Origin of the sequence: Gemella haemolysans (assembly GCF_901873445.1) — a bacterium.
GTDB classification, from domain to species: domain Bacteria; phylum Bacillota; class Bacilli; order Staphylococcales; family Gemellaceae; genus Gemella; species Gemella haemolysans_C.
In genome coordinates, this window is sequence record NZ_CABFLN010000016.1 from 96,538 (window position 1) to 122,447 (window position 25,910).

General features: G+C 31.1%; 20 protein-coding genes and 2 pseudogenes. 5 read left to right on the plus strand and 17 right to left on the minus strand.

Translation table 11 applies throughout. The features are described 5' to 3' along the window. Positions 1-48: 48 nt before the first annotated feature. The 5 genes from JX287_RS02525 to JX287_RS02545 all read right to left on the minus strand — a co-directional run bounded on the left by JX287_RS02525 (position 49) and on the right by JX287_RS02545 (position 7,503). A complete protein-coding gene (locus JX287_RS02525; RefSeq protein ID WP_204641641.1) occupies positions 49-1,284 on the minus strand; it encodes an MFS transporter in 1,236 nt (411 codons plus the stop codon). Between the two features lie 200 nt (positions 1,285-1,484). Next, on the minus strand, positions 1,485-4,298 hold the full coding sequence (locus JX287_RS02530) for a DEAD/DEAH box helicase (RefSeq protein ID WP_204641642.1): 2,814 nt from the start codon (positions 4,296-4,298) through the stop codon (positions 1,485-1,487). A 20-nt stretch (positions 4,299-4,318) separates the two neighbouring features. Beyond that, positions 4,319-5,122 carry a dihydropteroate synthase gene (gene folP, locus JX287_RS02535; RefSeq protein WP_204641643.1) on the minus strand — a complete coding sequence of 268 codons (804 nt, stop codon included), beginning with the start codon at positions 5,120-5,122 and terminating at the stop codon, positions 4,319-4,321. A 143-nt stretch (positions 5,123-5,265) separates the two neighbouring features. After that, positions 5,266-6,618, minus strand: a complete 1,353-nt coding sequence (locus JX287_RS02540; protein ID WP_204641644.1) for an MATE family efflux transporter — start codon at positions 6,616-6,618, stop codon at positions 5,266-5,268. Between the two features lie 429 nt (positions 6,619-7,047). Then, the gene (locus JX287_RS02545) at positions 7,048-7,503 is read right to left on the minus strand and encodes a GNAT family N-acetyltransferase (protein WP_204641645.1); all 456 of its coding nucleotides are present in this window, start codon (positions 7,501-7,503) and stop codon (positions 7,048-7,050) included. A 385-nt stretch (positions 7,504-7,888) separates the two neighbouring features. On the opposite strand from JX287_RS02545, the gene JX287_RS02550 reads away from it, so the two are divergent. Then, on the plus strand, positions 7,889-8,092 hold the full coding sequence (locus tag JX287_RS02550) for a hypothetical protein (protein ID WP_204641646.1): 204 nt from the start codon (positions 7,889-7,891) through the stop codon (positions 8,090-8,092). 203 nt (positions 8,093-8,295) lie between these two features. On the opposite strand, the gene JX287_RS02555 is transcribed toward JX287_RS02550, so the two are convergent. Further along, positions 8,296-9,138, minus strand: a complete 843-nt coding sequence (locus JX287_RS02555; RefSeq protein ID WP_204641647.1) for an SDR family oxidoreductase — start codon at positions 9,136-9,138, stop codon at positions 8,296-8,298. A gap of 211 nt (positions 9,139-9,349) precedes the next feature. Here JX287_RS02555 and JX287_RS02560 point away from each other — a divergent pair, with 211 nt between their 5' ends. After that, entirely contained in the window at positions 9,350-10,783 is a 1,434-nt protein-coding gene (locus tag JX287_RS02560; protein WP_204641648.1) for a bifunctional folylpolyglutamate synthase/dihydrofolate synthase, read from the plus strand. A 260-nt stretch (positions 10,784-11,043) separates the two neighbouring features. Here JX287_RS02560 and JX287_RS02565 read toward each other — a convergent pair whose 3' ends face one another. Both JX287_RS02565 and JX287_RS02570 read right to left on the minus strand, forming a co-directional pair. Beyond that, on the minus strand, positions 11,044-11,802 hold the full coding sequence (locus JX287_RS02565) for a Cof-type HAD-IIB family hydrolase (protein ID WP_204641649.1): 759 nt from the start codon (positions 11,800-11,802) through the stop codon (positions 11,044-11,046). Between the two features lie 4 nt (positions 11,803-11,806). Further along, positions 11,807-13,513 carry a PTS transporter subunit EIIC gene (locus tag JX287_RS02570; RefSeq protein ID WP_204641650.1) on the minus strand — a complete coding sequence of 569 codons (1,707 nt, stop codon included), beginning with the start codon at positions 13,511-13,513 and terminating at the stop codon, positions 11,807-11,809. Positions 13,514-13,751: 238 nt separating this feature from the next. On the opposite strand from JX287_RS02570, the gene JX287_RS02575 reads away from it, so the two are divergent. Next, positions 13,752-14,519, plus strand: coding sequence for a MurR/RpiR family transcriptional regulator (locus JX287_RS02575; RefSeq protein ID WP_204641651.1), 768 nt, complete (start codon positions 13,752-13,754; stop codon positions 14,517-14,519). Between the two features lie 196 nt (positions 14,520-14,715). On the opposite strand, the gene JX287_RS02580 is transcribed toward JX287_RS02575, so the two are convergent. From JX287_RS02580 to JX287_RS02590, 3 genes are read right to left on the minus strand one after another with little or no spacing between them, the layout of a single operon-like run. Beyond that, positions 14,716-17,325, minus strand: coding sequence for a hypothetical protein (locus tag JX287_RS02580; protein WP_204641652.1), 2,610 nt, complete (start codon positions 17,323-17,325; stop codon positions 14,716-14,718). Between the two features lie 24 nt (positions 17,326-17,349). Continuing rightward, a complete protein-coding gene (gene ytpR, locus JX287_RS02585) occupies positions 17,350-17,955 on the minus strand; it encodes a YtpR family tRNA-binding protein (RefSeq protein WP_204641653.1) in 606 nt (201 codons plus the stop codon). 36 nt (positions 17,956-17,991) lie between these two features. Beyond that, a complete protein-coding gene (locus JX287_RS02590) occupies positions 17,992-18,792 on the minus strand; it encodes a DUF1444 family protein (RefSeq protein ID WP_204641654.1) in 801 nt (266 codons plus the stop codon). Between the two features lie 178 nt (positions 18,793-18,970). On the opposite strand from JX287_RS02590, the gene JX287_RS02595 reads away from it, so the two are divergent. Continuing rightward, a complete protein-coding gene (locus JX287_RS02595; RefSeq protein ID WP_048802210.1) occupies positions 18,971-19,231 on the plus strand; it encodes a hypothetical protein in 261 nt (86 codons plus the stop codon). A 237-nt stretch (positions 19,232-19,468) separates the two neighbouring features. Next, a complete protein-coding gene (locus JX287_RS02600) occupies positions 19,469-20,632 on the plus strand; it encodes a multidrug effflux MFS transporter (protein WP_204641655.1) in 1,164 nt (387 codons plus the stop codon). Positions 20,633-21,022: 390 nt separating this feature from the next. Here the strand turns inward: JX287_RS02600 and JX287_RS08905 are convergent. The 6 genes and pseudogenes from JX287_RS08905 to JX287_RS02625 form a co-directional block, all read right to left on the minus strand. Beyond that, positions 21,023-21,301 (minus strand): annotated as a pseudogene (locus JX287_RS08905) (transglycosylase SLT domain-containing protein); the annotation flags it as partial. Positions 21,302-21,442: 141 nt separating this feature from the next. Further along, positions 21,443-22,045 (minus strand): annotated as a pseudogene (locus JX287_RS08910) (ubiquitin-like domain-containing protein); the annotation flags it as partial. A 4-nt stretch (positions 22,046-22,049) separates the two neighbouring features. Continuing rightward, on the minus strand, positions 22,050-22,838 hold the full coding sequence (locus tag JX287_RS02610; protein ID WP_204641657.1) for a TatD family hydrolase: 789 nt from the start codon (positions 22,836-22,838) through the stop codon (positions 22,050-22,052). A gap of 306 nt (positions 22,839-23,144) precedes the next feature. Beyond that, a complete protein-coding gene (gene ybaK, locus JX287_RS02615; protein ID WP_204641658.1) occupies positions 23,145-23,636 on the minus strand; it encodes a Cys-tRNA(Pro) deacylase in 492 nt (163 codons plus the stop codon). A gap of 165 nt (positions 23,637-23,801) precedes the next feature. Then, positions 23,802-24,965 (minus strand): 5-methyltetrahydropteroyltriglutamate--homocysteine S-methyltransferase, encoded by a 1,164-nt coding sequence (locus JX287_RS02620; protein WP_204641659.1) that lies wholly within the window; start codon positions 24,963-24,965, stop codon positions 23,802-23,804. Positions 24,966-25,129: 164 nt separating this feature from the next. Continuing rightward, the gene (locus JX287_RS02625) at positions 25,130-25,870 is read right to left on the minus strand and encodes a cyclase family protein (RefSeq protein WP_204641660.1); all 741 of its coding nucleotides are present in this window, start codon (positions 25,868-25,870) and stop codon (positions 25,130-25,132) included. Positions 25,871-25,910: the final 40 nt, after the last annotated feature.

The following is a 25,910-nucleotide window of genomic DNA, read 5'->3' on the forward strand; positions in this document are numbered from 1 at the left end:
TAATGAATAGAAGCATCCCCTTAGACAAAATCTAAGGGGATTGTTTTTTTATTGTTTAACTTTAAATGAATACATCAAAACTATAATTAATAATAGTAATAAACTATATAATGCAAATGATGCACTAATAGCGTTAGCGAAAAATAATATTACTGTTGTTCCTATTGGAACAGAAATAGTAATAACAGTACTAAAAATACTATATATTGATGTTTGTTTTTCCTCAGGAACTGATTGTAAAATCAATGCATCTAGTTTTGGATTCGATATTCCTGCAAAATAACCTATTATTACAGTTAAAATAATAAGTATAAATTTATTTTGGAGCATCAATAGATTTCCTAAATACATAATGAATAAAATTATTTCTAATATAGCATTATTTCTCAAACTCATATTTTTATAGTAACTAATTTGGTAGACTCCTCCGATAATTGTACTAACTACCTCCACTATTTCTAATAAAGTAATAGTATAGGCTACATTCCCAAATAATAAACTCTCATTTTTTACTAAAATTACTAGAAGTAAAGCGAACATCGAAGATGAGTAAAAATTCATCCCTAGAAATAGTATAACAAAATTATATATTTTCTTTATCTCACGGAGTATTTTAAAGTTTTCAATAGTATCTTTTAAAAATCTTTTAGTACTTACCTTCTCTTTATTATTAATTTTAAAACTGCCAATCTCTGCTTTCATCGCATTTTTATATTTTGCCAGTATTAAAAATGCTATCAAGAATAGTGCTGCATTTAACATACCAAAGTATGAGTAATTGTAACTTAAAAGCCCTAAAACAAATACTCCAACAGCCTTTCCACCAAGCGAGATTGTATTGTTTATAGAACTAATAAATGCTAATGCTTCACTTAGTTGTTCTTTACGTACTAATCTAGTATTAATCGACATTGATAAATAACCATTATATCCGCCTAGAATATCTGCAACTACATTTACAAATACTAATACAATAAAAATCCACCATTGTACTCCGTAAATGCACACCAAAGCAAATAACGAAAATAATAAAAACTGATAAAATCTGGTAGATAGTGTTCTGTTGTACTTATCTTTTGTCTGATCTGCAAAATATCCTAAGATAAATGAGATAATATAAGGCAATGTCGTAGCTATCGAAACTATACTCACGGCTAATTCTGGATTCGGTAAACTCGTCGCATAAATAATAAATGCAATATCAAATAGCGTTCTACCAGCATTCCCAAATGCCGATGAAATAGTGAATAACCTATAGAGTTTATTTTTCAAGAAAATATTCATCGAATATCACCTCCTATATTAGCTCTATTTTACATTAGCAGCATCGAATTTTCAATATATTATATATTCTTTTTTGAAAATTTAAAATATTTATCATCAAACTTTAAATTCCTTATTATTAATAAAAAAAGAGCAACTAAATGAAATCCTAATTCCCATGAACTCAAATTCGTCTTAGTTACTCTTTAATCTATTATATTTTATATTCTATCCCTCGTGAAATATTCGTACATATCTTCTCGAATTGGAGTCTGTATTTTATAGAAGAACTGAATTACAGTATCTCCGCTTCTTTCTCTAGCTACTAATTTAGGCTCTCCCGTCGTCTTCATCTCACCTAGGAAGTAAAATATTCGTGCTCCATCTTTATCATCTTTATTTTTCCTCATAAATAGATAGATTTTCGTCTCGTTATTATAGAAATAGTCGCACTCTTTCGATTCTAAATTCCTTCTCGGCTTCGACATCGAAGTAAAACCATTATCCGGTAAAAATCCATGTGTATAATCTCGGTTAAATGAATTTTCATCAATGTCGTAGTTAATAAATACTGGTAAAGTCTTTGTTCTTTCATCGTATTTATAACCACCTATAGCTAATGGCACGTAGTTTATGCCCCATGAGAATAATTTACAAATATCTTCGAAACTATATTTCTCATACAATACAAAATTAGTATCTTTGTATAAATTATCTTTGTAATATTTATTATATCTGTAAATTCCATAGTCTACCAAATCTTGTAACAATTCCCTAAAAATCTCAGACTGCAATTGTTCTTCAAACTCCTTAGATATTTTTATCTCAGCTACATTCTCATCTAAAAATATACAATCATAAAACTTCTTCTTAGTGATACTGCTAGTTACGAAATTGTTAGTAAGTATCTTTCTACTAACATCCAACTCATAATCTACGATAAATTTATTATAATCTTTCAACATAATTTCTTCAAAAGCTGTAAGAATATTACGCTTCTTCTCATCTAATAACAAACGTAAAATTATAAGTTCTTCTATCTTTTTACTCAAAATTAAATTAGTAGAAACAAAATTTAACATATTCTCTGCAGTCTTTGTCAGTTTTCCACTATATTTAAATTGTTTTTCCTTCTTGGATAGGAATGAATAATAACTTCCAGCTACCTCGAAAATCTTTCTAACATCAATAGCGTCATAGTTTTCAAAATCTGAATAAGTAGGTATTCTTCCAAGCTTATTTTTAAGCTTATAATATTCATCAGTAACAAATAGCCACGTATTTAACTTCACATTGTCTATCGCGCTATAAATTCTTTGTTTAGAGATTTCATCAAAATGAATAGTCGATATCCCAGGAATATACCTAGTCCCCTGAGATAAAAACTTCCTTACAGTATCTTTATCATAACTATTATCACCAGATAGAGCCACAGGTATTAAAAAGTTATTTTTATAATTGGCTATAAAATCTATTATTACAACAAACTCCTTATCCGCAGATTTTCGCAAGCCACGACCTAGCTGTTGAATAAAGATAATAGAACTCTGAGTAGGTCTTAACATAATAACTTGATTAACCTCAGGAATATCTACACCTTCATTGAAAATATCTACAGTAAATATATAATCTAGCATATCACCATCATTCGCAACTAACTTAGCAATCTCCTGTTCACGGCGCTCCTGACTATTTTCACCTGTTAAGCTAGTAGTATTATAACCACGCCTATTAAATTCTTCGCTAAGTACCTTAGCTTCTTGTTTCGATGAACAGAAAACTAGACCCTTTACCCTATCTCCTGAATAACCATAATAATTAATTTTACTTATAATATGCTCTATGCGTTCGCTAGACACTAGATTTGAAAAATCGCTTAGCTCGTCAATAACCTTACCATCGACTTCTAAATCACTAATACCAAAGTAATGAAACGGACATAATAATGAATTTTCCATCGCTTCTTTTAAGCGAACTTCATAAACGATATTATTGTTAAACAATTCATAAATATTAAAACTATCCGTTCTATCAGGGCTTGCCGTCATCCCTAGATAAAATGTTGGTTTAAAATAATCCATCAATCTAAGATAACTGTCAGCTCCTGCCCTATGTACCTCATCTATTATGATTTCATCAAAATGAGTATCATTAAAATTCTTAAAAACATCTTCTTTAGACATAGTTTGAACAGTAGAAAAAATAAAATCCGCTTCTATATTTTTCTCCTTACCTGTAAGTAAACCATAGCTACGACTAGTTCCAAAAATAGTCTTAAATGTCTCCAGCGCCTGACGAGCAATCTGTTCCCTATGAACGATAAACAACAATCTCTTTGCACCTATACTCTTCATCGCAAAAGCAGCCGCAAATGTCTTACCAGTTCCTGTCGCAGAAATAAGAAGACCTTTATTATCTTGATTACGAAGTTTTTCGAAATTTTCTATAAAACTTCTTTGCATCTTATTCGGCTTGATTTCCTCGGAAATAATTTTTTCAGTAACAGTCTCAACCTTATTACTAGCGAATTCTTCAACATACTTATCTTTTATTTCAGAGTAAGACTTGGCCTTCTTCCATAAGCTATTAAACTCATATAGAATGTTATCCGTTAGAATCCTATCACCCTCAACAAAAGTATTCCATTCTTTATTTATCGTAAGTGCAGCACTCGTTAAGTTCGAACTTCCCATCAGTACTTTCCATGAATCACCATATCTAAATAAATAACCTTTAGTATGGAAGCCGTGTTTATTTTCTACACAATCATAAATTTTTAGAGAGATATTTTTAAAATTAGACAATTTCTCTAACACTTTAGGAGTATTAAAATATAAATAATTCGTCGTTAAAACTTTTCCACGGATATTTTTTTCTTCTAAATTCTTCAAAGTTTGAAGTAAACTAGTTAAACCACTTTCTGAAATAAACGCCACGCTGAAAATAAATTCATCGCAAATTTCTAATTCACTCTCAAGCGTACTAAGAACTTTCATCGCTTTTAGATGATTATTATAAACAAATGTATTCTTCATTTTAACCTCCTTCTGTTAGATTAGCCATTAATTATTTCATATGTTATTAGGGCTTCTTTCATAACTTTTACATTATGGACACGTACCATTCTAGCTCCTCGTTTTACCGCTTCTAATGATAAAGCCGCACTTACTATATCTCTATCTTTAGGGTTACTATTACCACCTAATACATAATCTGTAGTTCTTTTTCTACTTACCGCATATAAGATTTCACAACCTAATGAATTAAGTAATTCTAGTTTACGTGTGATTTCTAAATTAGCTTCTGCAGTTTTACCGAATCCCATTCCTGGATCGACGATTATGTTTTCTTTCTTCACACCAGCATTTAAGCAAATATCAACACTCTCGCCTAGTTCACGTACAACTTGTTCAATCTCTTTCCCTTCTTCTACACCACCATTGTGCATGATGAAGATTGGAATATCATGTTTAGCAGCTACTTCTGCCATAGTACTTCCTTTAGCACCATTCACATCATTTAGTACATCTACTCCTGCTTCAATCATGTATTCAGCTACATTAGGTTTATACGTATCGACACTAAAACACACATTAGGGAATGTTTTTCTTAAAGTTGGAAATACACTTTGTAATCTAGCTAGTTCATCTTCCTCGCTAACTACAGTAGAACCTGGACGAGTCGATTCAGCACCGATATCAATAATATCCGCACCTTCAGCTACCATCTTACGAACTCCTTCTATCGCAGCTTCCACATCATAAAAATCTCCCCCATCTGAAAATGAATCAGGAGTAAAGTTCAATATCCCCATAATTAAATATTTTTTTTCATTTAATAATTGTTTTAATTTATTCATTCTGTCACCTTATCGTTTTATTTTACATACCTTACTATTATATCATGTGAGTATGGTGTTTGCAGTAAAAAAAGAAGCAACTCTAAAATCTTAATTTTAGAATTACTTCTCTATTTTGTTAATTGGGTACTACTCCCAGCTTTCTACTCACTCTTTTTCTTCAATGAACGAATGACGGGTTCTTTCCTAAATGCATAATACAATTGAGCTGCCATTACAACCCATAGAATAGGTTCTACAAATATTACTCCTAAATATCCTGCACTTGGAATAATAAATATTACAAATAATATTTTCCCTAGCATTTCTATAATACTTGAAACTAGTGGCATCATCTTTTGTCCTAATCCTTGCAAGGCATTTCTTAATATTACTAATACACTTAATATCGGATAAAATGCTGAACTAATTTTTAGATATAATGAAGCTTGATAAATTAATTCTTCATCATTGCTTCCTGTGACAAGTCCATTTAGATATGGACTAGCAAAGAATAATACAATACTAATAAAAATTGACCAAGTAATCGCAATAGCCATCGCTTGTCGAAGACCTTCAACAATACGTCTATATTGTCTCGCACCAAAATTCTGCGATGTGAAGGTTGTTACAGTCGCGTTCATAGCTATTATTGGAAGAAGTGCAAATATCATTATTCTTCTAGCACTTGTCTGAGCACTGATAATCGTTGAACCTAAGGCATTAATCGAAGTTTGCAAAATTAAAGTTCCAATCGAAACAACAGAAAACATAAGCCCCATAGAAATACCTTGCCCCAATAAATCAGCATAAAGTTTTTTATTCCATGCAAAATGTTTTTTAGATGGTATTAAAAACGGAGTTTTTTTGCGAATATAAATAAAACACAATACAGCAGACACTCCTTGTGAAATAATAGTTGCTACCCCAGCCGAGCGTACACCCATATGTAAATATGCTATGAAATATATATCTAATACAGTGTTAATAATTGCTGAAAAAATTAAAAAATATAATGCAGCCTTACTATCTCCTACTGCTCGAAGTAGTCCAGCACATAAATTATACGCAAGAGTAACACCTACAAATACTACTATAAGATAAATATACTCATAAGACTGAGCAATAATATTACTTGGTGTCCCAAGTAATTTCAATAATGGATATAAAGCAAAATTACCTAATACGGCAATTATAATGCTCAATACTCCACCTATAACAAACATAACAGCTACAGCACTCTTTAACTTTTCATAGTCTCCTGCACCATAATAACGGGCAATAACTATACCCATACCATTTCCTGTACCTAATGCAAAACCAACTACAAGCTCAAATATCGCAGCAGTAGCTCCAACAGCAGCAAGGGATTCTTCTCCAAGGAATCTACCAACAATCATAATATCTACCGTATTATAGAGTTGCTGAAAAATATTTGCTATCATAATTGGTATCGCAAAAGCTATCATCGCCCGTAAAATCGGGCCTTCTAATAAATTTACTGATGTTTTTTTCATAAATTATATTATAGCACTTTGAAATAAAGTTTCAAGAAAAAACCTGAAAACTATTCTGAAAATGGAGAAAGGCCCATCTTTCGATGGACCGTATATTTCACTGATTCGAAACTAAGAATTTTCTCGTCCTTTCGTCCTAAAAATTCTAGTTTCTGTAGCATGTGTTATTCGTACATTCTATCTGCTTCCTCCAGACTTGATAGAATTACGACTAACCGATGAAAAAAAATATCTATTATCTACATAGTTTAAACTCAAAATCAAAAATTACCCTAGAAATGGAGAAAGGTCCACCTTCCGATGGACCGTATATTATGAAAAAAAATATTATTAAGTTTTGTTATGCTTATATTATATCCCACTTACCTTACGTGAACTTTAGACTATAATTAAAATGAAACTAAAGTTGAAAAATTTTGAAAATAATAATTATCTAGTTCTTTTCATAATATACTTCAAATTTGGACATTCTATCACTTTATCAATTTTAAAACCTAATTTCTCATACAGGTTCTTAGCGATTATATTAGAATCAAATACTGTTAAAGTTATACTATCAATATTTTCATCTTCAAAAATATACTGAACAAATGATCCTAATGCATTTTTTCCAAAACCTTGTCCTATTTTTTGTGGATTTAAAATAAATCTCCCTAAATGCACATTATCTCCCTCGATTTTTATAATTTGTATTATTCCAAGAAATTCTTCTTCATGAAAAATAGAAAATATATTCTCTAATTTCTGTATCTTATTTAAATTTAAAGGATAAGAAACCTTTAATCCCATCCATTGCTTTTGAAATTCTTCACCTTTCTCATTCGACCATTTACAGATCACTAGAGAATGGTTTTTGTTTATACCTTTTTCAAATCTAATATCCATATCTACACCTTCGCAAAAATCACCTATACTAAATACTTTAATTTGCTAACCTCTTAATAGCATGAGTATTCATAGAATTTATTAATTATCAATTTAAATATATTATATTTACAAAAATAATAACTTGTCAAGTCCTTCCAGAAATGGAGAAAGGCTCATCTTTAGATGAGCCGTATATTATGAAAAAAAATATTATTAAGTTTTGTTATGTTTATATTATATCCCACTTACCTTACATGAACTTTAGACTATAATTAAAATGAAACTAAAGTTGAATGATTATTTTCTGAAAAATATTTTACTTAAAGATTTACTTTTTATCAAATTCATTTCTTATATTGACAATACTAAAAATGATGGTATATTTTTATAGTGAGGTGATAATATGCAAAAACACAACATAAAGTATATTACAAATAGAATTTTTAAAAAAACATCTAATCATATTCCAGGAAAATTACAATCCCATACAAATAAAGAACGATTAGAGGCTAAATTTCTACAAGCAGGAATTAAAGATATCAAAAATAAAAACCTTATTGACGGAGAAAAAATTCTCTCAAATCTGGAAAAGAAATATAATATATAGATATAGCCTACAATTATAGTAACTTCAGAAAATTACTCAAGAAATGGAGAAAGACTCATCTTTCGATGAGCCGTATATTATGAAAAAAAATATTATTAAGTTTTGTTGTGTTTATATTATATCTCACTTACCTTATATGAACTTTAGACTATAATTAAAATGAAACTAAAGTTGAAAAGTTTCGAAATTTTTTAATTTTCATTTTATTCCCCCTCAACATACTCCTCTAAAAGTTGTTCTAATGATGTTGCCGGTCTTCCTAATACTGTTTCTATATCTAGTGAAACTCCTTCTTGTTCACCTTTTTCTATAGCTGTATATGTACTTACCCATGAATCATATTCCCATTGTTCCGCATCCCATTTTCGACGTGATTGATAGGCTTCTTCTACTGTTTCATTGTAATATGTAATTTCCTTACCTGTTTTTTCACTAACAATCTCAGCAATCTCATTCATAGATAAATTTCGTGGACCTGTTAAGTTTAATACTTTATTTCTATATTCTTCTGTATTTAACATAACTGCCACTACCATATCTGAAGCATCTTTACGCGCTACTGCAGACACTAAACCATCCCCTGCCGGTCCTCGAAGTTCTCCATATTCAAAACACATATCTAAAAAGAAATCTAAATAAAAATTATCTCTAAGAAATGTATATTGTAAACCTTGTTCTTTTATATATTTTTCTGTTTGATAGTGATCTCGTGATAAAGTAAATGTTGCATCTTCTTTATTATTATAGAATGAAATATATACAATATGTTCTACTCCTGCTGTTTTAGCTACATCAATAAATCCAATATGCTCCTCCAACCTTTGAGGGTTTTCTTTAGCTGAAACCATTAATAATGTTTTTACTCCAGTTAATGCAGCTCGACTTTCTTCGCTATTCTCGTAACTTGCTTTTCTCACTTCTGCATTGCTATATTTTTTAGCTTTCAGAGGATTTCTTGCGATATGAACTGTATCTATCCCACGTTCACTTAAAACTTTCGCTACTCTTCCACCTAATTTTCCTGTTACACCTGTTATTGCTATCATGTTTTTCTCCTTTTTTAACTCTATATTCTTCATTAATAATACTAGCATACTAAAAATTAAAATTAAAGTACTCACTTTATTGTATTTTAGTTACCCTAAAGTAACTATTACCCAAACACCTCCTTTAAGATCACCAAAATTATATCCTTTACAATTCATCTTTATCATTATAAAATTAAGTGTATATTATTAGAAATGTTGGTGTTTATTTATGAATTTGAATTGTAAAAGAAAATTTGAGAAATATTTAAAAGAAAATAATTTAGAAGATAAAAATAACATATTAGAACTTTTCAATCAGTTAAGTTTAGAGCAACTTGCTGAAAAACTTCTAACTTTAGATGAAGATGAAATTGTAAACTATGCAACTGAATGTGTTTGCGAAGAACTTCTTATTACTTCATCGTATAAAATAGAACGTACTGGAATGAAACTTGGCCTTCACAGAATGGAACATATTCTTGAACTCTTCGACCATCCTGAAAAAGATCTTAAAGTAATTCATGTTGCTGGTACTAATGGTAAGGGATCTACTTGTTCTTATTTAAAAGATGTCTTAAAAACTAAGTATAGAGTTGGATTATACACAAGTCCCGGTATGCTAAGTTTTAATGATAGAATTCGTGTTAATGATGATTTTATTTCATATAAAGAAGCCTATCGATTATTCAAACTAGTTCAAGAAACTTACGACAAAAATAATCCAGACCCTAGTGATAAACTGTCATTCTTCGAAATTATCACTGGTGTAGCTTTATTATATTTTAGAGAGCAAAAAACAGATTTCGTTATTATGGAAGTTGGTCTTGGTGGAAGATACGACGGAACAAATATTTTTAAAGAAAAAGTATTATCTATTATTACAAAAATCGGCCTAGATCACACTGCGATTCTTGGCGATACTCTTGAAAAAATCGCCTATGAAAAAGGTGGAATTATCCAAGAAAATGATAATGTCCTAATATATCCTGCTAGTGAAGGTGTTGTAAATGTAATAAAAGACATCTGTCAGGATAAAAATGCTAACTTAAGCATACTAAACGAAGAAGATATCGTTGTGAACAAAGTCGAAGCTAGAGGTAACGAATTCTCATATAAAGGTGTAAATTATTCTACAAAAATGGTCGGTGCACACCAAACTTTTAACGCATCTTTAGCTTTAGAAGCATTATCTAATCTGAAAAAACGTGGTATTATCGATATAGAAGATGACGTTATAAAAGAAGCTCTAAGTAAATCAGTTTGGGTAGGTCGTTTAGAATGGATTCGTGACAATATTCTTCTAGATGGTGCACATAACAATGATGGAATAGATAGTTTAGCCGCCTACCTAGATAAGCAAAAATTCCCTAAATTGAAAATTCTACTTGGTATTCTTGAAGACAAAGACTATAAAGATATGATTGAAAAATTAAAAACTATTCCTGCTGAATTTTCAGCGACAAAAGTTCCAATCGAGATTAAAGAATCAAATCTCGATAATTTAGTTCAAAGTTTTGAGGATACTCATGTTACTAAATATGAGAATTATGAAGTTGCTTTAAACAATATTATTCCAAATCTAAAAGCCGATGAAACACTTTTAATTACAGGTTCACTTTATCTTATCTCAGCGGTAAGAGGTGAAATATTGGAGAAATATTAGAAATATTAAAAATCCAGGGAGTGACTCAAGAATCGTGATTTCGAAGAAATCGATTTTGTCGAGTCATCCCCGCAAAGTTTATTAGATATCTAAAAAGCTTTCACAAAGCGAATTTAGATATTAATAAACCACTGCGTCTATGGGTTCTCATATAAACTTTGTTAAGTTTTAGGTCTTTTGGGGCTGCCCTTGGATTTTATTTATTGATTTTAATACATGGAATAGAAAAAAGAACCAGCATCTCTGCCGGTTCTTTTTTACTATTCATAGTTTTCTACAAAATGTTTTATCGCCGTTGCAAAATCGTCCACTACATGTGTAGCTTGATTTTTCACGTCTTGTGGCGCACGGTTCATACAGTATGAAATATCTGCTACTTTAAACATATCCACGTCATTCCCTGAGTCTCCTAAAGCTATTACTCTATCATACCCTGACCTGATAGCTTCTATACCACTAGCTTTAGAAATATTTTTTGCTGTGATTTCCATACGTGTTGAACCTGATTTATAAATCTCTACTTCTGGAAATTTTTCTTTCATTATATCGTAATGATAATCTAATTGGTCTTTTGTTGGTCTTACATTTATTTTATAGATTGTTTTTCCTTTTAGTATTTCAAAAGGATTCTCAACACAAATTAGTTCCATGTTCCACAATCTATCTTTCTTCTCATGATCAAAATTACCGATACGTTGTTTTCCATCTAAAGCATCAAATATTAATTTGCTTTCCTTTAGATATTCAAATATTCCAGTTAAATCTTTAGTAGGAATATATTTTTCAAAAAGAACTTCATCTTGTCTTGTTACGACCGCTCCGTTAAACCCTATCATGTGTGTAACATCCATATCATTGCCTTCTGCAATATATTTGATTTCTTCAACAGAACGCCCAGTCGCAACTGAGAAATCCCCGTATTTTTTCGCATCATGATACGCTTTTAAATCTTCTTGTTCTACGAACACTGAATTCTTAACATATGTACCGTCTAAGTCTGTAACAAACAAATTCTTCATGAAATTATTCCTCCATACCAAGCATTTCTTGGATTTCCATTTTTAATACATTAGCATGAGATCCATAAATTGATTGCATTTGCATATCACTTTCTGCGAATCCCATAGCTCCAAGTTTTGTTGTAATACGCTCTTGATCAACTACACTTTTATCTTTTACATTGATTCTTAAACGAGTAATACAAGCATCTACAGCTTCGATGTTATCTGGACCACCGTGTGCTTTAACTAATTCAATCGCTTGTTTTCTAATTCCTTCTGGTGTTTTTTGTACTGTTTCCATTACTTCATCATCACCAGCAGCTACGTCTACTGATTTTGGTGCTTCTTCTTTACCAATTGTAGCAATTTCTACACCAAGTTTAGCACGAGCTTCATTTTTATTAGATAATTTAACATCATCTCCGTCTTCACGACCAGGAGTTTTAAGATCGAATTTAACAATCATAAATCTGAATACGATGTAGTAGATGAAGAAGTAAACTACACCTACGATTGGTACTAACCACCAAGCTGTTTTAGGACCTTGAAGTACTCCGTAGATTACCCAGTTAATAAATCCGTGTCCAGTTGGAGTAGCAACCCCTGCTCCTAGCATGTGCATTACGAATAATGCTGAACCAGCTAAGAATGCGTGTACTACATAAAGAATTGGCGCTACGAATAAGAATGTAAATTCGATTGGTTCTGTAATACCAGTTAAGAATGAAGTACCTGCAGCTGCGAATAATAATGATCCTACAACTTTACGTTTTTTCTCATCAGCTGTTTTGTACATTGCATAAGCTGCACCAGAAAGACCGAACATGAAGTAAACAAATTTACCACCGTTAAATCTAGTGATACTTGGGTCTACGTGTTGTACGTTTGGATCAGCTAATGAAGCTAAGTAAGCGTTGATTGTACCAACTACACGTTGTCCACCAATTTCCCAAGCTCCACCTAGTTCTGTTGTACGAACTGGCCAGTTTAAACCGTGGTGAAGACCGAATGGTAATAACGCTCTTTCTACTAAACCATACAGGAACGTTCCAATAGGTCCTGATTTAAGGATGAAGATTGATAATACACTGATACCTTTTTGTACTGGAGGCCATACGAAGAATAGTCCAGTTGCAACTGCTGACATAATTACGATAGTTGCGATAGGTACGAAACGTGGTCCACTGAAGAATCCAATAACTGTTGGTAATTGAACTTTAACAGCCCACTTATGGACGAAGTATACAACTATACCTACAATGATACCCCCGAATACACTAAGGTCCATTGTTTGAATACCAAGTACTTTTGTCTGCATGGCATTTGATAATGCTAATTTTGCTTCGTTACTTGATAATTTACTAGTATCTACTAATTTGTGACTTTGTACTAATAGGAAGTTAAGTACGTAGTGTAATACGATGAATCCTAGTAAACCAGAAAGTGCAGCAGAACCTTTTTCACGTTTTGCTAAACCTACAGCTACCCCAACTGCAAAAATAATTGGTAAGTTGTTGAATGCTGTATCTCCTAATACAATTAGGAATTTCATAATAAATTGAATAATGTCATTTTTTAATGCTGGGAACATTTTTAGTGTGTTTGAATTACTGAAGGCTGTCCCAATCCCTTTAATAATACCTGCACCAGGAAGTACAGATACTGGTAATAAGAACGAACGTCCGAATTGCTCAAAAGCAGAAACGAATTTATTTTTTTTCTTTGCCATTACCTTTTCTCCTTTATTATTTTTTATAAGTACATTATAACAGATTTGAAAACGGTTTTTCCGATTTCGCCTAAAAGTTTCTTGTTTTGTAATTTATTACTATTTCAGTAAAATTTTACTGAGCTCTAGAAAACCTTAACAATATAGCTTTTATTTTTCTATATTTTGTGATATGATACTTTATGCTGAGTAATCAAATGAAAATTTTTAGTAAATTTTACTATAGGGGGAATTTTTTATGTTTTTTGAGAATCTAAAAGAAAACTATGATAAACTATCAATTTCGGAACAACAAGCTATTGATTATCTAATGAAACAAGATAATATTGAGCATACCACTCTAAAAGAAATTAAACAAGAAATCCTTGTTTCTTCTTCTACTGTAATTCGGGCTTGTAAAAAATTGGGATATAACACATTTATTGACTTAAAATATGATTTGAAAATAAGCAAAGAGTTAGCTAAAAATAATAAGGCGACCTCATCTACCTTTAACAACTTAAAAGAACAGCTTAGCGTCGAATTTTCACGTACTATGTCTATTCTTAATCAAGATGATTTTGATATTTTTGCTGATAAAATAATTAATGCACGTCGTATTTTTTGCTTAGGTAGTGGTTCTAGTTATATGGTTATGAGTGATTTCAACAGAAAACTTAAACTTATTAACCTTTGGTCAAATGACTATTTTGAACATTATTCTATTAAAAGAATCCCTGATATTTGTACAAAAGATGATGTAATTTTAGTATTTTCTCTAGGTGGTAATACGGACGTCATTAATGATTGCGTCTTGGAGGCAAAACAAAATGGAGCAACAATTCTATCAATCACTAGCCTTGCGAGTAGTCCACTAGCAAAAATGAGCGATCATTTGATTAAAGTCTATGATGCACCAAAAAACAGAAAAAAAATTCGTTCTCGACTTATGTTAAACGTAGTTGGAATAATTCTATTCGAAACTATCGTTAACACTCTAAGCCCTGGAGAATATGTAATAGATTAAATTTAATAACAAGGGAATGGCTCGACAAAATCGATTTCTCCGAAATCACGATTTTTGAGTCACTCCCTTATTTATTTTCTTATATTTCATTTCAATATTAAAAATTCAGTCTATAGCTAAATTTTTTCTTCCAAATGAAATATCTTAAAAAAAGAGGATGACTTTTGAGCCATCCTCTTTCTTATCGATTATCTAATTATTTCTTATTTTTCACCTTGTTTTTAGGTACTCGTTTTGCTGAACCTATATTCCAAACTGTCTCTTCTTGTGAGGCAATTTCTTTATAGATATTTGCATTATTTTTTACTGTAGTAGTTGCTTTAGCTTCTACTGTTTTTTTTTCAGCTATTTTTGGTTCATCTTCTTTTACTTGATTATTTATAGATAATCCTGTAGTTGATATACCAACTGGTTTATTTGAATTTTCAGCTGTATTACGTGTTGCTGAACCATATACAGAAGAATATACTGGAGATGGTTTAAACTTACCTACACTACGTGATTTAGGAGTGATAGTATTTGAACTCATCATTTTACTTGTTACTGACCTAGTCGATGTAGAGATTCCTGATGAAGAATATTTTTCAAAAATTGCATCGAGTATTTTTTGATTATTTTCAATTTTCTCTTTGCTAACTGGTCTATATCCATGATCTACAGTTTTATATTCACCTAACTTAGTTCCATTACCTTTGTCAAAGTACTCAGAAACGTCATTAGTATATAATTTTTCTGTATAATCTATTCCACGTTCTACCTCTTCAACTTGTTCACTTTCTTCGTGAACTTTAGCGTTCTCTATTCTCTTTTCAACTACTTCTTTAGGAACAACTTTTTCATCTGTGAATTTATCTACATCATTAGCTTTTTTGATAATTTTATTATTAGGAGAGACTTCTCTTAATAAACTATCAATATTTACTGAATCTACAGATTCTTCGAGATAATTTTGCTCTTCTAACTCTTCGATTTCATCTTCATTTAAATGATAATCACTGTAACCAGAAAGTCTATCTTTTTTAGCTTCTTTAATTTCTTCGTAATCTTCAACTTCAATGTCTTCTATTTTAGCCACTTCTTGAACTAAATCAACATAAGTTTCCTCTTGTTTTTCTTTCTTGAAGTCAGCTAGATTTTCATTAAGTTCTTCTATTTCAGGAAGAGTCTCTGCTTTTCTTGGAGAAACATCAATTTTCTCAGTTTCAATCAACTCATCTAAAGCAGTTCTTTCTTGATTATTATCAGATTTCTTACCTTCATATAAACCTTTTCTGAAGTTTTCAACTTCTTCGCTAGATTCTTGGCCTTCTTCGAATCTTTCACCAACAAGTTTTTTACTTACTCTATCGATATCATCTTCGAATAAATCTTCATTTCCTTCTAATACGTCGTGTACAGAAGTATATTTTAATTTCTCACGACGGCTTCCTTCAGCATCAAGTTCTCTAACTTCTAGTGCTGTAGCTTCTTTCTCGTGAGTTTTGCTCTCTTTTTCACGAATTTCGTCAAAAATACCATCTAATTTTTCATTTTTCTTAGCGTATAATGGATTATCTTTTTCAATCTTATCGCTTCTTCTCTCTAGAGAATTAAAGTTTTCTTCGAATTCTCTACGAGCTTCTCTATTTTTAGTAGTTCTTTCTTCTTGAACTTGAGTTTCCTCTTTAACTTGGCCTTTGAATGAAGTAGCTACTTCTTGTTTTAATTCACTACTATCTTTCCCTAGTACTACACTGTCTCCAAGAGTGTCAATCTTATGATCTTGTTTTAGTCTCTTAGTACGAACAGCAGCAAGAGTTGGGTGTTTTCTTCTTGATGGTTTCTCATCAAAGATATCAACATCAGTTATTTCAGAGCTTGAAACTCCAAGTTTTTTAAGAGCATCCCCTAAGTCTGTAACTGTTCCAGCTGAAGCTTTTTCTTCTTTTTCTTCGTATTTAGTAATATCGATTTCTTCAAACTTAGCCTCTTCTTTAACTTCATCTACAAACTCAATTTCAAGTTCTTCTTCCGGTTCAGAATTAAATCTTTCAACTGATACTCGTGGTTTTTTCTTAGCTGGAGTTTCCTCTTCATATTCTTCTTCCTCAAAATCATCTAATGCCACTTCTAACTCTTCTTGATCAATCTCATCTTCACTTACGTTAAACAATTTATCTTTAAGCCTTGAGAAGAATCCTACTTTTTTATCTTCTTCGTATACTTCCTCATCGTCCTCATAATCTTCATAGTCTTCTTCTTTAACTACTCTTGATTGTTCTTTTTCAGCTAGTTTAGCTTTTTCTTTTTGTTCACGTTTTTGGCGTTCTAAATATGTTTTATAATCTTCAGCCTCATCATCTTCATCTTCTTCAAGAAGCTCTTCATCTAAAAAGTCATCGTCTAATTCTTCATCATTTTGTTTAAATAGATTTTTGAATTTAGCAAAAAAGCCATTTCCTTTTTTAGATTTTTTCTCTTGTTCGAAGTCTTCTTCATAATCATCATCTTCGAATTCATCTATTTCAAAGTCGTCTAGGTTTACTTCTTCATAATCTTCAAACGTTTCTTGAACTCTCTCTCTCTCTCTTCTATTTCTAAAATCTGATTCAAACTCTTCATCTTCAAAAGTTCTCTTAGATTTTTTAGAACTAAAGTCTATCTCAAAATCTGATTCATCCTCATAATAGACTCTTTCTTTTCTCTTATCTGCAGTTTTTCTTTCTTTACCTGCTAATGAATCTTCTTTCTTTTCTTTTTTAGATACCTCTTCTTCAAATATCTCATCTTCATCTTCTTCTAAAAACCACTTTTTCCAATTCACCATGCTTCACACCTCCTAAGTTAAATTCTATTTAAGATTTAAATCTTTCACACGAGTTCCTACTTTAGTATCCGCGTCTAATACTAAAATTCCTCGTGCTTCTTCTTGTGGTAATCCTAATTCACGTTTTGAACATAGCATTCCGTTTGATTCTACACCACGTAATTTTGATTTTTTAATTAATAAACCACTTGGCATCATTGCACCGCTTAATGCTACAACAACTTTTTGTCCAGCTTCTACATTCGGCGCTCCACAGACAATTTGTAATGTCTCATCTTCACTAACTTTTACTTCCGTTACTTTTAGCTTATCAGCATCTGGGTGTTTTTCACAACTTAAAACTTCTCCAACTACGAAGAAATCGTCATTGTTTCCTTCTAAATCAATTTTGATTCCATTTTTTTCTAAACGTTTTTGAAGAATCTCTTTTTGTTCTTCTGTTAAATCAATACTTCCTTCTCCATCTAATTTCAAGTTTTCAATATTAAAAATATTTAACCCAACTAAAGCACCATTTTCATCTTTAATTAGAGTGATATTTTTTTTCTCCTCGTATGTTACCTCTTCTTTACTTTGAATAGTAATTAATAATGTTTCTCCTAACATTTTCTTATTGTAAAAAAATAACATGACTCTCTCTCCTATACTTAATTTTAATTTTTAAAGTTATTCTACAAAAATAAAATAACTCTCTAGTTCTTTTCCATCATATTTAAATGTAATTGTTGTTATTGGCACAAGACCTTCCGTAAAAAAATGAACCATCATTTTTTGCAAAATTTCTAAGCCCTGTTTATTTTTTATATCTGCGATAATTAGCGTATCTTGATGTGGCAAGCCGACATAAAATGAATCACCTATTTTCTTATAGAAATAATCTAATACATTCTTATCAAATATTCTAGCTCCGTCATAACCATCTTTCGCATTTAGGAAATAAAATCTATTCCCTACAACTTCATCCACATTATACTTAAGTGGTAGTTTTTCTAAATTGTTTTTAGCAACTTCTAAAACTTCTTGCTTATTTTTTGAGAATTTATCTAAAAAACTACTATCTAACAATTTATATCCATCTTTAAAATCATAAGCTAGATACATTTTAGTCTCGTTTGTATGTTCAAAACTAACAAGATTATCCTCATTATTCTTGTTGAAACTACTCGCTCGAACTATCGGATAAATATTTTTCAATAATTCATCTTCAGTTATATCATCTATAGAAAGTTTTTTTTGTGCATTAAAATTCCCTACTATGTAGTAGACAAACTCTTCTATTTTTTTATCCCCTTTACTAGTTTTCTTATCTCCTAGCTTTCTAACAAAACTATCTATATCTATTTTTGCACGACGATTTTCATACTCTAAAATAAAAACACTATTATCTTTTTCTCGTCGTTCGTGAATTTTTAAAGTGGGTAGTTTTTCTATTATTTTTTCAAATATATAATCTCTTGTATAAGACATATTACCTCCAATTTTGTGTATAATATGGCAACTTAATTATACCATATTCATTTGTATTCAATCAACATAAATAGGGAATATATACAAATATTATTCACTTTTTTACACTTTAGTTATTTAATTGCAGCTTACTCTTTTATTTGTTATAATTTTATATATAAAACTTAGGAGGAATTTTGTGAATAACGAAGCTAAAAAAGCTGAATTATTGGAAAAATACAATAATTGGGCAAAAAAAAATAAACAACGCTTGTTAATTTCTGTTGTTGTTTACTTAATAATAATTTTATTGAATTTCATATTTTTAAAAAATAATAAAATTACTATTCTTTCTTCTTTATTATTTTTTACTTATGCTATTTATGTATTTTCATTAATTTGGTTTATAAATAATAAACTTATTATGAATATTGATTCTATAGATTTTGATATAAAATAAACTGACTTAAATTAATCACTTTCGATTATTTAAGTCAGTCTTTTTATTTATTAAGCTTGTTGTACTTCTAGCTCTTCTTCATCTTCTTTTCCAATTTTATCAAAAGTCATAATTCTTCCTAAAGGAAATTACCTAAATTAGCACAAAAATTAACTTATTAAACTAAAAAAAACTTACGAAAAAAATTTTTTTATGCTATAATACCTAGCATATTTCAAAAAATCGAAAGGAGTCAACATGACATTAAAAAGAAATTCTAAATTATTTTTAGTTCTATTTCTAGGAACTTTATCGGCTTTTGGGCCATTTGTTACAGACTTATATTTACCAGCATTGCCTACTATGACATCATTCTTCAATGCTAGTACCTCAACAATTCAACTTACTCTAACAGGTAGTATGGTTGGTCTTGCATTAGGGCAATTGCTTATCGGACCTATTAGTGATAAGTACGGACGTAAAAATCCACTGATTCTAAGCCTAATAATATATTTAATCAGTACACTGGCTATTATTATCTTTCCGAATGTTTATGCAATGATAATATTGAGATTTATACAAGGTATTTCATCTGCAGGTGCTGTAGTTATTTCTCGTGCTATTTCTACTGATTTATACCAAGGACGTGAATTAGCAGCATTCTTCGCATTACTTATGGCAGTTAATGGATTAGCTCCTATACTTTCTCCTATATTAGGGAGTTTATTACTTCAACTTACAGACTGGCGCGGAATATTCGTGACCCTTGCTGTAATAGGTATTATCTTATTAGCTGTAAGTTTCAAGTTCCATGAATCATTAAATTCAGATAAAAGATTGAATCTTCCAATAACTAAAACTTATTACTCAATCATCCTAGTCGCAAAAAATAAACTGTTCTTTGCGTTAGTTATCATCCAAGGATTCTCCTTAGCTGCAATGTTTGCATATATAGCTGCATCTCCATTTATCTTACAAACACACTATAATTTAACTCCATTGATGTACAGTTTGTGTTTTGGTCTTAATGGTTTTGCTATAGTTTTAGGTAGTAAAAGCGCTGGTAACTTTAAAGAAAAAAATAGTATCAAACTTGGATTATCACTTATGCTAGCAGTTAGTATATATCTAGCAATCGTTTTAACATTAACGTTACCTTTCCTATTCATTGAAGCTGGATTTTTCCTTCTTCTACTGGGGTTAGGTTTCATATTACCTGCTGGTTCTGCTATTGCTATGAGTTTAGAACGCGAGCGTGCTGGTAGCGCATCTGCATTCTTTGGATTCGTACCATTTTTCTTAGGTGGTGTCGTTTCACCACTAGTAGGAATAGGTAATATCTTCCACTCTAGTGCAATTGCAATCGTAATTTGTTCTGCAATATCTTTTGTAATATTCAAATTAGTTGAAAAAAGAATATAAAATTAAAAATCTAAGTTGTAAAATTATGTGTAATTACATAATGTCATAACTTAGATTTTCTTTATAATTTAAGTACACTATCAAACTCATTATACCATATATTCCTAGTTATTATAAGACTTGTTTTCCCCCTTTATTTATGATACCTTGTAAGTGAGAAGTGATAGAAGAATTTTTGAAGAATGACTCAAAATCGTGATTTCGAAGAAATCGATTTTGTTGAGTCAACCTAACTAAAAAGGAGGGAATAAAAATGTATATTCCAACAATAGTAATAATTTGTATGGTATGTGGAGCTATGGGTGGAACTCTAGGCTACTATTTTACAAATAAAAATAAGAAAACAAAAAAATAAAAAAGACAATCAACCGATTGCCTTTTTTGTTTATATTATCTCATTCCCCAAGCTGCTAAACCTTGCGCTTTGTATGCACGAGTAGCTGCATTAATTTGGTCTTGAACTGTTGCTGTAGACCCCCATCCTGGCATAGTTTGGAATAATCCACTAGCTCCTGAAGCGTTTCTAGCATTTACTTGTCCGTTTGATTCACGGGCGATGATGTGTTCCCAAGTTGAAGCTGAAACTCCTGTACGACGAGCCATCTCTTGAGCTGCCGCTGTTCCGTCCGCTCCTGCTGTGTTACCATTTGATAATCTTACTGAACCACCAGCTGATGAATATGATTGAGCTGAGTATGATTGACTTGAAGATGATTGGCTAGATGACTTTTGTTGATCTGCTGGACGTTGTTTAGTTCCTACTACAACTACTTTAGTTGTTGCTTCTGTAAGTACTTTTTCTGAAACAACTTCTCTAGAGATTTCTTTTCCATTTTCTCTTACAACATTATAAGTTACTTCTTTTTCTCCGTTTTTACCTTCAATTTTAGTAACTTTTTCATCTACATATTTAGTATCATCTTTTTCTTCTTTTGTTTCAAATTTGATTTCTTCTTTTTTAACTTCTGTAGCTTTTCCGTCTCTTACGATTTTAATAGTATCAACTGTTGCTACTTCTTTATTTAAATCTGGTGTTACTCTATCATTTTCTCCAAGAGTGATGTTTAATTCTTTTAAGATATCTTCAACTTTTTTGTAAGTAGTTTTTCTTACTGTAGTTGTATCACCATCAATGATTGTTACTTCGTGAGCTTTATAGATGTTAATTGTTTCCCCACCATTTACTTTTGTATCTAAACCTGGTTCTACTCTATCATCTGCTCCAAAAGGAATATCATTAGCAATAAGAACTTCTCTTACTGTTCCTTTTTTAGCTTTTAGCTCAACTTTGCTTCCGTTATCTAAACTTACGGCGAAAACATTGTGCCCTGTATATTCTTCTGCTACTACGAAAGCTCCTGATAATAATAATCCTGATGTTGCTGCTGCTGCAATAATTCTACCTAATTTCATTCTGTTAATCAATCTCCTTTTTATCTTCTAATCCAAACAACGTACATGCATTATTAAATGTTTGTTTTGTTAGTTGTTCATACGACATTTCTTTAAGATCTGCAATTTCTTGTGCTACATAATGCACATATGCAGGTTCATTTCTTTTCCCTCTATATGGTGTTGGTGTTAAATATGGACAATCCGTTTCAATTAACAACTTATCTAATGGACAAGCTTTTGCTACTTCTTTAGGTGTCTTCGCATTTTTAAATGTTACTGGACCTCCTAATGAAATGTAGAAGTTCTCTTTTAGCATAATATTCATGCTTTCTACAGAACCAGAAAAGCTGTGCATTATCCCACCGATTTCACTAGCTTTTTCTTCTTGAAGTATTTGTATTGTATCTGCCATAGCATCACGTGTGTGAATTACTATTGGTTTGTTTACTTCTTTCGCTAGTTGAATTTGTCTTCTAAATACTTCTTTTTGAACATTTTTTGGACTTTTATCCCAATGATAATCTAGACCAATCTCACCGATTGCTACTACTTTGTCATTTGTTAAAGCAATTTTTTTTATCATTTCATATTTTTCTTCTGTGAAATCTATTGCTTCTACTGGGTGCCAACCAACTGTTAAATATAAAAAGTCATATTTAGCTGTGATTTCTAGTGCTTTTTCTATACTTTTATCATCGAAACCAACCATGTTTACTAATTTCACTCCCGCTTCTTTCGCGCGAGCAATAGTTTCTTCTAAGTCTTCTAAATAAGCATCATCATTTAGATGCGCATGTGTATCAAATAACATACTACGCCTCCTTACTCTTACAAGTATAACAAAACAAAGTTTCAGTAGAATATCTAAACTATTTCAATTATGTTACAATACTTTTTCAATTAAGATTTATCAACATAAATGAATCACATTTTAGGAGATTTTTATAATAATTAAATACTATCAATGTCTATTTAAACAAATTATCTATATTTTTTTAATATTGCTATTTTAATCACTATATAAAATATAAAAATTAATAATGTATAAACTTCTGGTCATTTGCTAAATTTTCCAACAAAAAACTAACCTTTACTACTAAAGATTAGTTAAAAAACTTTATTCAGCTTTGAAGTCTACTACTTGAGCACCGATAAGTTGCTCTAAAACTTCTGGTTTCACCTCTACTTGGTGACCTACTTTACCCGCAGAAACAATAATCGTTTCAACTTCACGACATTTCTCATCTATAAAAGTCGGGAATAGTTTTTTCATCGCAAATGGTGAACATCCACCTTTTACATATCCTGTAATTTTTGTTAGGTCTTTAAGTGGTAACATTGATAAACTTTTCACACCTGATGCTTTGGCAAGTTTTTTGAAGTTTATGCTATCTTCACTCATCAGCACTCCTACAACATAGTTACCTTTACCATCTGTAGTCATAATTGTTTTAAATACTTGGTTATGGTCGCGTCCGATAATATCAGCTACTCCTACACCAGTTTTCGCAGCATCACTTTCTGCATCAAATTCAAAATGATTATACTCTACACCATTTTCATCTAAAAATCGCATAGCATTTGTTTTAATTTCTTTTTTCTTAGCCATAATAGCACCTCTTTTCCATATTATGTAATAATATTATTATTTTACTCCAAAGTTTGCATTGTGTCAAAATTTGCATTACATGATCTAAATTAACATATAAAAAGAAGTTACACTAAAAAATTTAAAGTGTACCTTCTTGATTTATAATTTTATTTTAGTAGTTTCTTATTTTTCTGTTCCCCAAACTTCTTCTACTATTTCTTTGATTAGTCCAATTTTTTTCCATTGATCTTCTTCTGTAATTACATTCCCTTCTTCTGTAGAAGCGAAGCCACATTGAGTACTTAGGTAAATATTTTCTAATGGTACATATTCACTAGCTTCTTTAATTCTTGCGATTACTTCTTCTTTATCTTCTAAATCTGCAAATTTAGATGTAATTAATCCTAAAACAACTTTTTTATCTTTTCCAACTTTTGCTAGTGGCTTGAAATCTCCTGCACGATCTGTATCGTATTCTAAGTAGTATGCATTTACGTTTTCTCCAGCAAGTAACTCGTCTTCAACGTTTTGGTATCCTCCTTGAGAAATCCATTTAGAAGCGAAGTTACCACGACAAACGTGTGTATTGATTGCTAAGTCTCCTGGTTTTCCTTCGATAACTTCATTATTTAATGCTAAACAACGTGCTGCATATTCTCTACGAACTTCTTCTAAAGGACGCTCGTCACGGAAACGGTTCGCAAATCCATCATCAGCTAATGCTCCCCAAGTACAATCGTCAAATTGTAATACACGTAATCCTTCACTGTAAAGATCTGCGATAACTTGTTTATAAGCTGCTACAATAGCATCTTTTAATTCTTCGAATGTTGGATAGAATTTTTCGTATCCTTTGATGTGATCTTCTGTACGAATTAACTCAAAGTATAATTGTGATGGTGATGGAATTGTTAATTTTACAGTTACACCTTCTTTATCAGCTACTAGGTCTCTTAAGAATTTGTAGTGTGCTACAAATGGGTGATTTTCTCCGCTGATTTTTCCTGATACTTTTGCTGTATCTGGTTTAGTTTCGATACCTTTGAATGGGTAACCTTTTTCACCTTGAACGTGTTCTACACCGTTAAGACCCCAGAAGAAGTCTAGGTGCCAGTATGCACGACGGAACTCCCCATCTGTTACTCCTTTTAGTCCATTTGCTATTTGTTTTTCAACTAATTCAGTGATTGCTTTATCTTCTACTTTTGTTAATTCTTCTTGTGATAATTCACCTTTTGAAAATTTCTCACGAGCTTCTACTAACTCCTTAGGTCTTAAGAATGATCCTACGTGATCTACTCTGTATGCTGCTCTTTCTACTACTTTATTTTGACATCCTTGACACATAATATTTTTTCTCCTTTTGTTTAACTGATTTATTTTCTCTTTTTGTTTTATTCTTCTGACTTTATTATTTTGACCTTATTATAAACTTCTAGTAACTTTCCTTCTTTTCTCTTTTCTAATACATATTTTTTCTCATAAACTAAAACTTTTTTATAAAGACCGTACTATTCGTCTTCTGGTAGTATCGCTACTACTCTTACTGGTGATCCAGTTGCTTCTGTCCAGTTTGGATAAGCAATTGAAATTAATGATCCAGTTGCAGGTACTTGATCAAGATTTGCTAAAACTTCGATTTGATAAATATCTTGTTCTAGTAAGTAATACTCTTGAATTAGTCCTTCTGCAGCTGCTGTAACTCCTGAGTCAGTATCTAGAGTTTCATGTCCGACAGCTTTAACTTTTCTTTCTTTAATTAAGAATTCTAATGCATCTCTTCCCCAACCTGGAGTGTGTTGAACATCATTTTTGTCTAGATTTCTAATTTCATCATAGCTAGGCCAACGTTTAGACCAATCACTTCTGAATGCTACGAATGATTCTGGTAATATTTCACCATGCTCAGCTTCAAAATCAAGGATATCTTGTTTAGAAATTACATAGTCATTATTTTCTGCTACTTCTTTACTTTTATCAATTACATATAAAGGTAATAATAAATCTTTAAGTTCAATTTCATCTAACCAACGTCCACCTTCTACGAAATGAATTGGTGCGTCAATGTGTGTTCCATATTGACCTACTACTGAGAATTTTTGAACATAGAAACCATCTTTTAAAGTAAAGACATTTTCTTTTTCTAAAGCAGGTAGTGCTGGGAATTTAGGTGAATTTTCATCAATTTTGTGACTTAAGTTTACCCATTTTTTGTTTTTTAAAGTTTTATAAATATTTAGTAATTCTGACATGTTTTTGTCCCTCCAAAGTGTTTGTAATATTAGATTAAGT

What these genes read in the sequence shown, in the direction of transcription:
- JX287_RS02525 (WP_204641641.1), bottom strand. Translation starts at nt 1,284, where the DNA reads ATGAATATTTTCTTGAAAAATAAACTCTATAGGTTATTCACTATTTCA.
- JX287_RS02530 (WP_204641642.1), bottom strand. Translation starts at nt 4,298, where the DNA reads ATGAAGAATACATTTGTTTATAATAATCATCTAAAAGCGATGAAAGTT.
- folP (WP_204641643.1), bottom strand. Translation starts at nt 5,122, where the DNA reads ATGAATAAATTAAAACAATTATTAAATGAAAAAAAATATTTAATTATG.
- JX287_RS02540 (WP_204641644.1), bottom strand. Translation starts at nt 6,618, where the DNA reads ATGAAAAAAACATCAGTAAATTTATTAGAAGGCCCGATTTTACGGGCG.
- JX287_RS02545 (WP_204641645.1), bottom strand. Translation starts at nt 7,503, where the DNA reads ATGGATATTAGATTTGAAAAAGGTATAAACAAAAACCATTCTCTAGTG.
- JX287_RS02550 (WP_204641646.1), top strand. Translation starts at nt 7,889, where the DNA reads ATGCAAAAACACAACATAAAGTATATTACAAATAGAATTTTTAAAAAA.
- JX287_RS02555 (WP_204641647.1), bottom strand. Translation starts at nt 9,138, where the DNA reads ATGATAGCAATAACAGGTGTAACAGGAAAATTAGGTGGAAGAGTAGCG.
- JX287_RS02560 (WP_204641648.1), top strand. Translation starts at nt 9,350, where the DNA reads ATGAATTTGAATTGTAAAAGAAAATTTGAGAAATATTTAAAAGAAAAT.
- JX287_RS02565 (WP_204641649.1), bottom strand. Translation starts at nt 11,802, where the DNA reads ATGAAGAATTTGTTTGTTACAGACTTAGACGGTACATATGTTAAGAAT.
- JX287_RS02570 (WP_204641650.1), bottom strand. Translation starts at nt 13,513, where the DNA reads ATGGCAAAGAAAAAAAATAAATTCGTTTCTGCTTTTGAGCAATTCGGA.
- JX287_RS02575 (WP_204641651.1), top strand. Translation starts at nt 13,752, where the DNA reads ATGTTTTTTGAGAATCTAAAAGAAAACTATGATAAACTATCAATTTCG.
- JX287_RS02580 (WP_204641652.1), bottom strand. Translation starts at nt 17,325, where the DNA reads ATGGTGAATTGGAAAAAGTGGTTTTTAGAAGAAGATGAAGATGAGATA.
- ytpR (WP_204641653.1), bottom strand. Translation starts at nt 17,955, where the DNA reads ATGTTATTTTTTTACAATAAGAAAATGTTAGGAGAAACATTATTAATT.
- JX287_RS02590 (WP_204641654.1), bottom strand. Translation starts at nt 18,792, where the DNA reads ATGTCTTATACAAGAGATTATATATTTGAAAAAATAATAGAAAAACTA.
- JX287_RS02600 (WP_204641655.1), top strand. Translation starts at nt 19,469, where the DNA reads ATGACATTAAAAAGAAATTCTAAATTATTTTTAGTTCTATTTCTAGGA.
- JX287_RS02610 (WP_204641657.1), bottom strand. Translation starts at nt 22,838, where the DNA reads ATGTTATTTGATACACATGCGCATCTAAATGATGATGCTTATTTAGAA.
- ybaK (WP_204641658.1), bottom strand. Translation starts at nt 23,636, where the DNA reads ATGGCTAAGAAAAAAGAAATTAAAACAAATGCTATGCGATTTTTAGAT.
- JX287_RS02620 (WP_204641659.1), bottom strand. Translation starts at nt 24,965, where the DNA reads ATGTGTCAAGGATGTCAAAATAAAGTAGTAGAAAGAGCAGCATACAGA.
- JX287_RS02625 (WP_204641660.1), bottom strand. Translation starts at nt 25,870, where the DNA reads ATGTCAGAATTACTAAATATTTATAAAACTTTAAAAAACAAAAAATGG.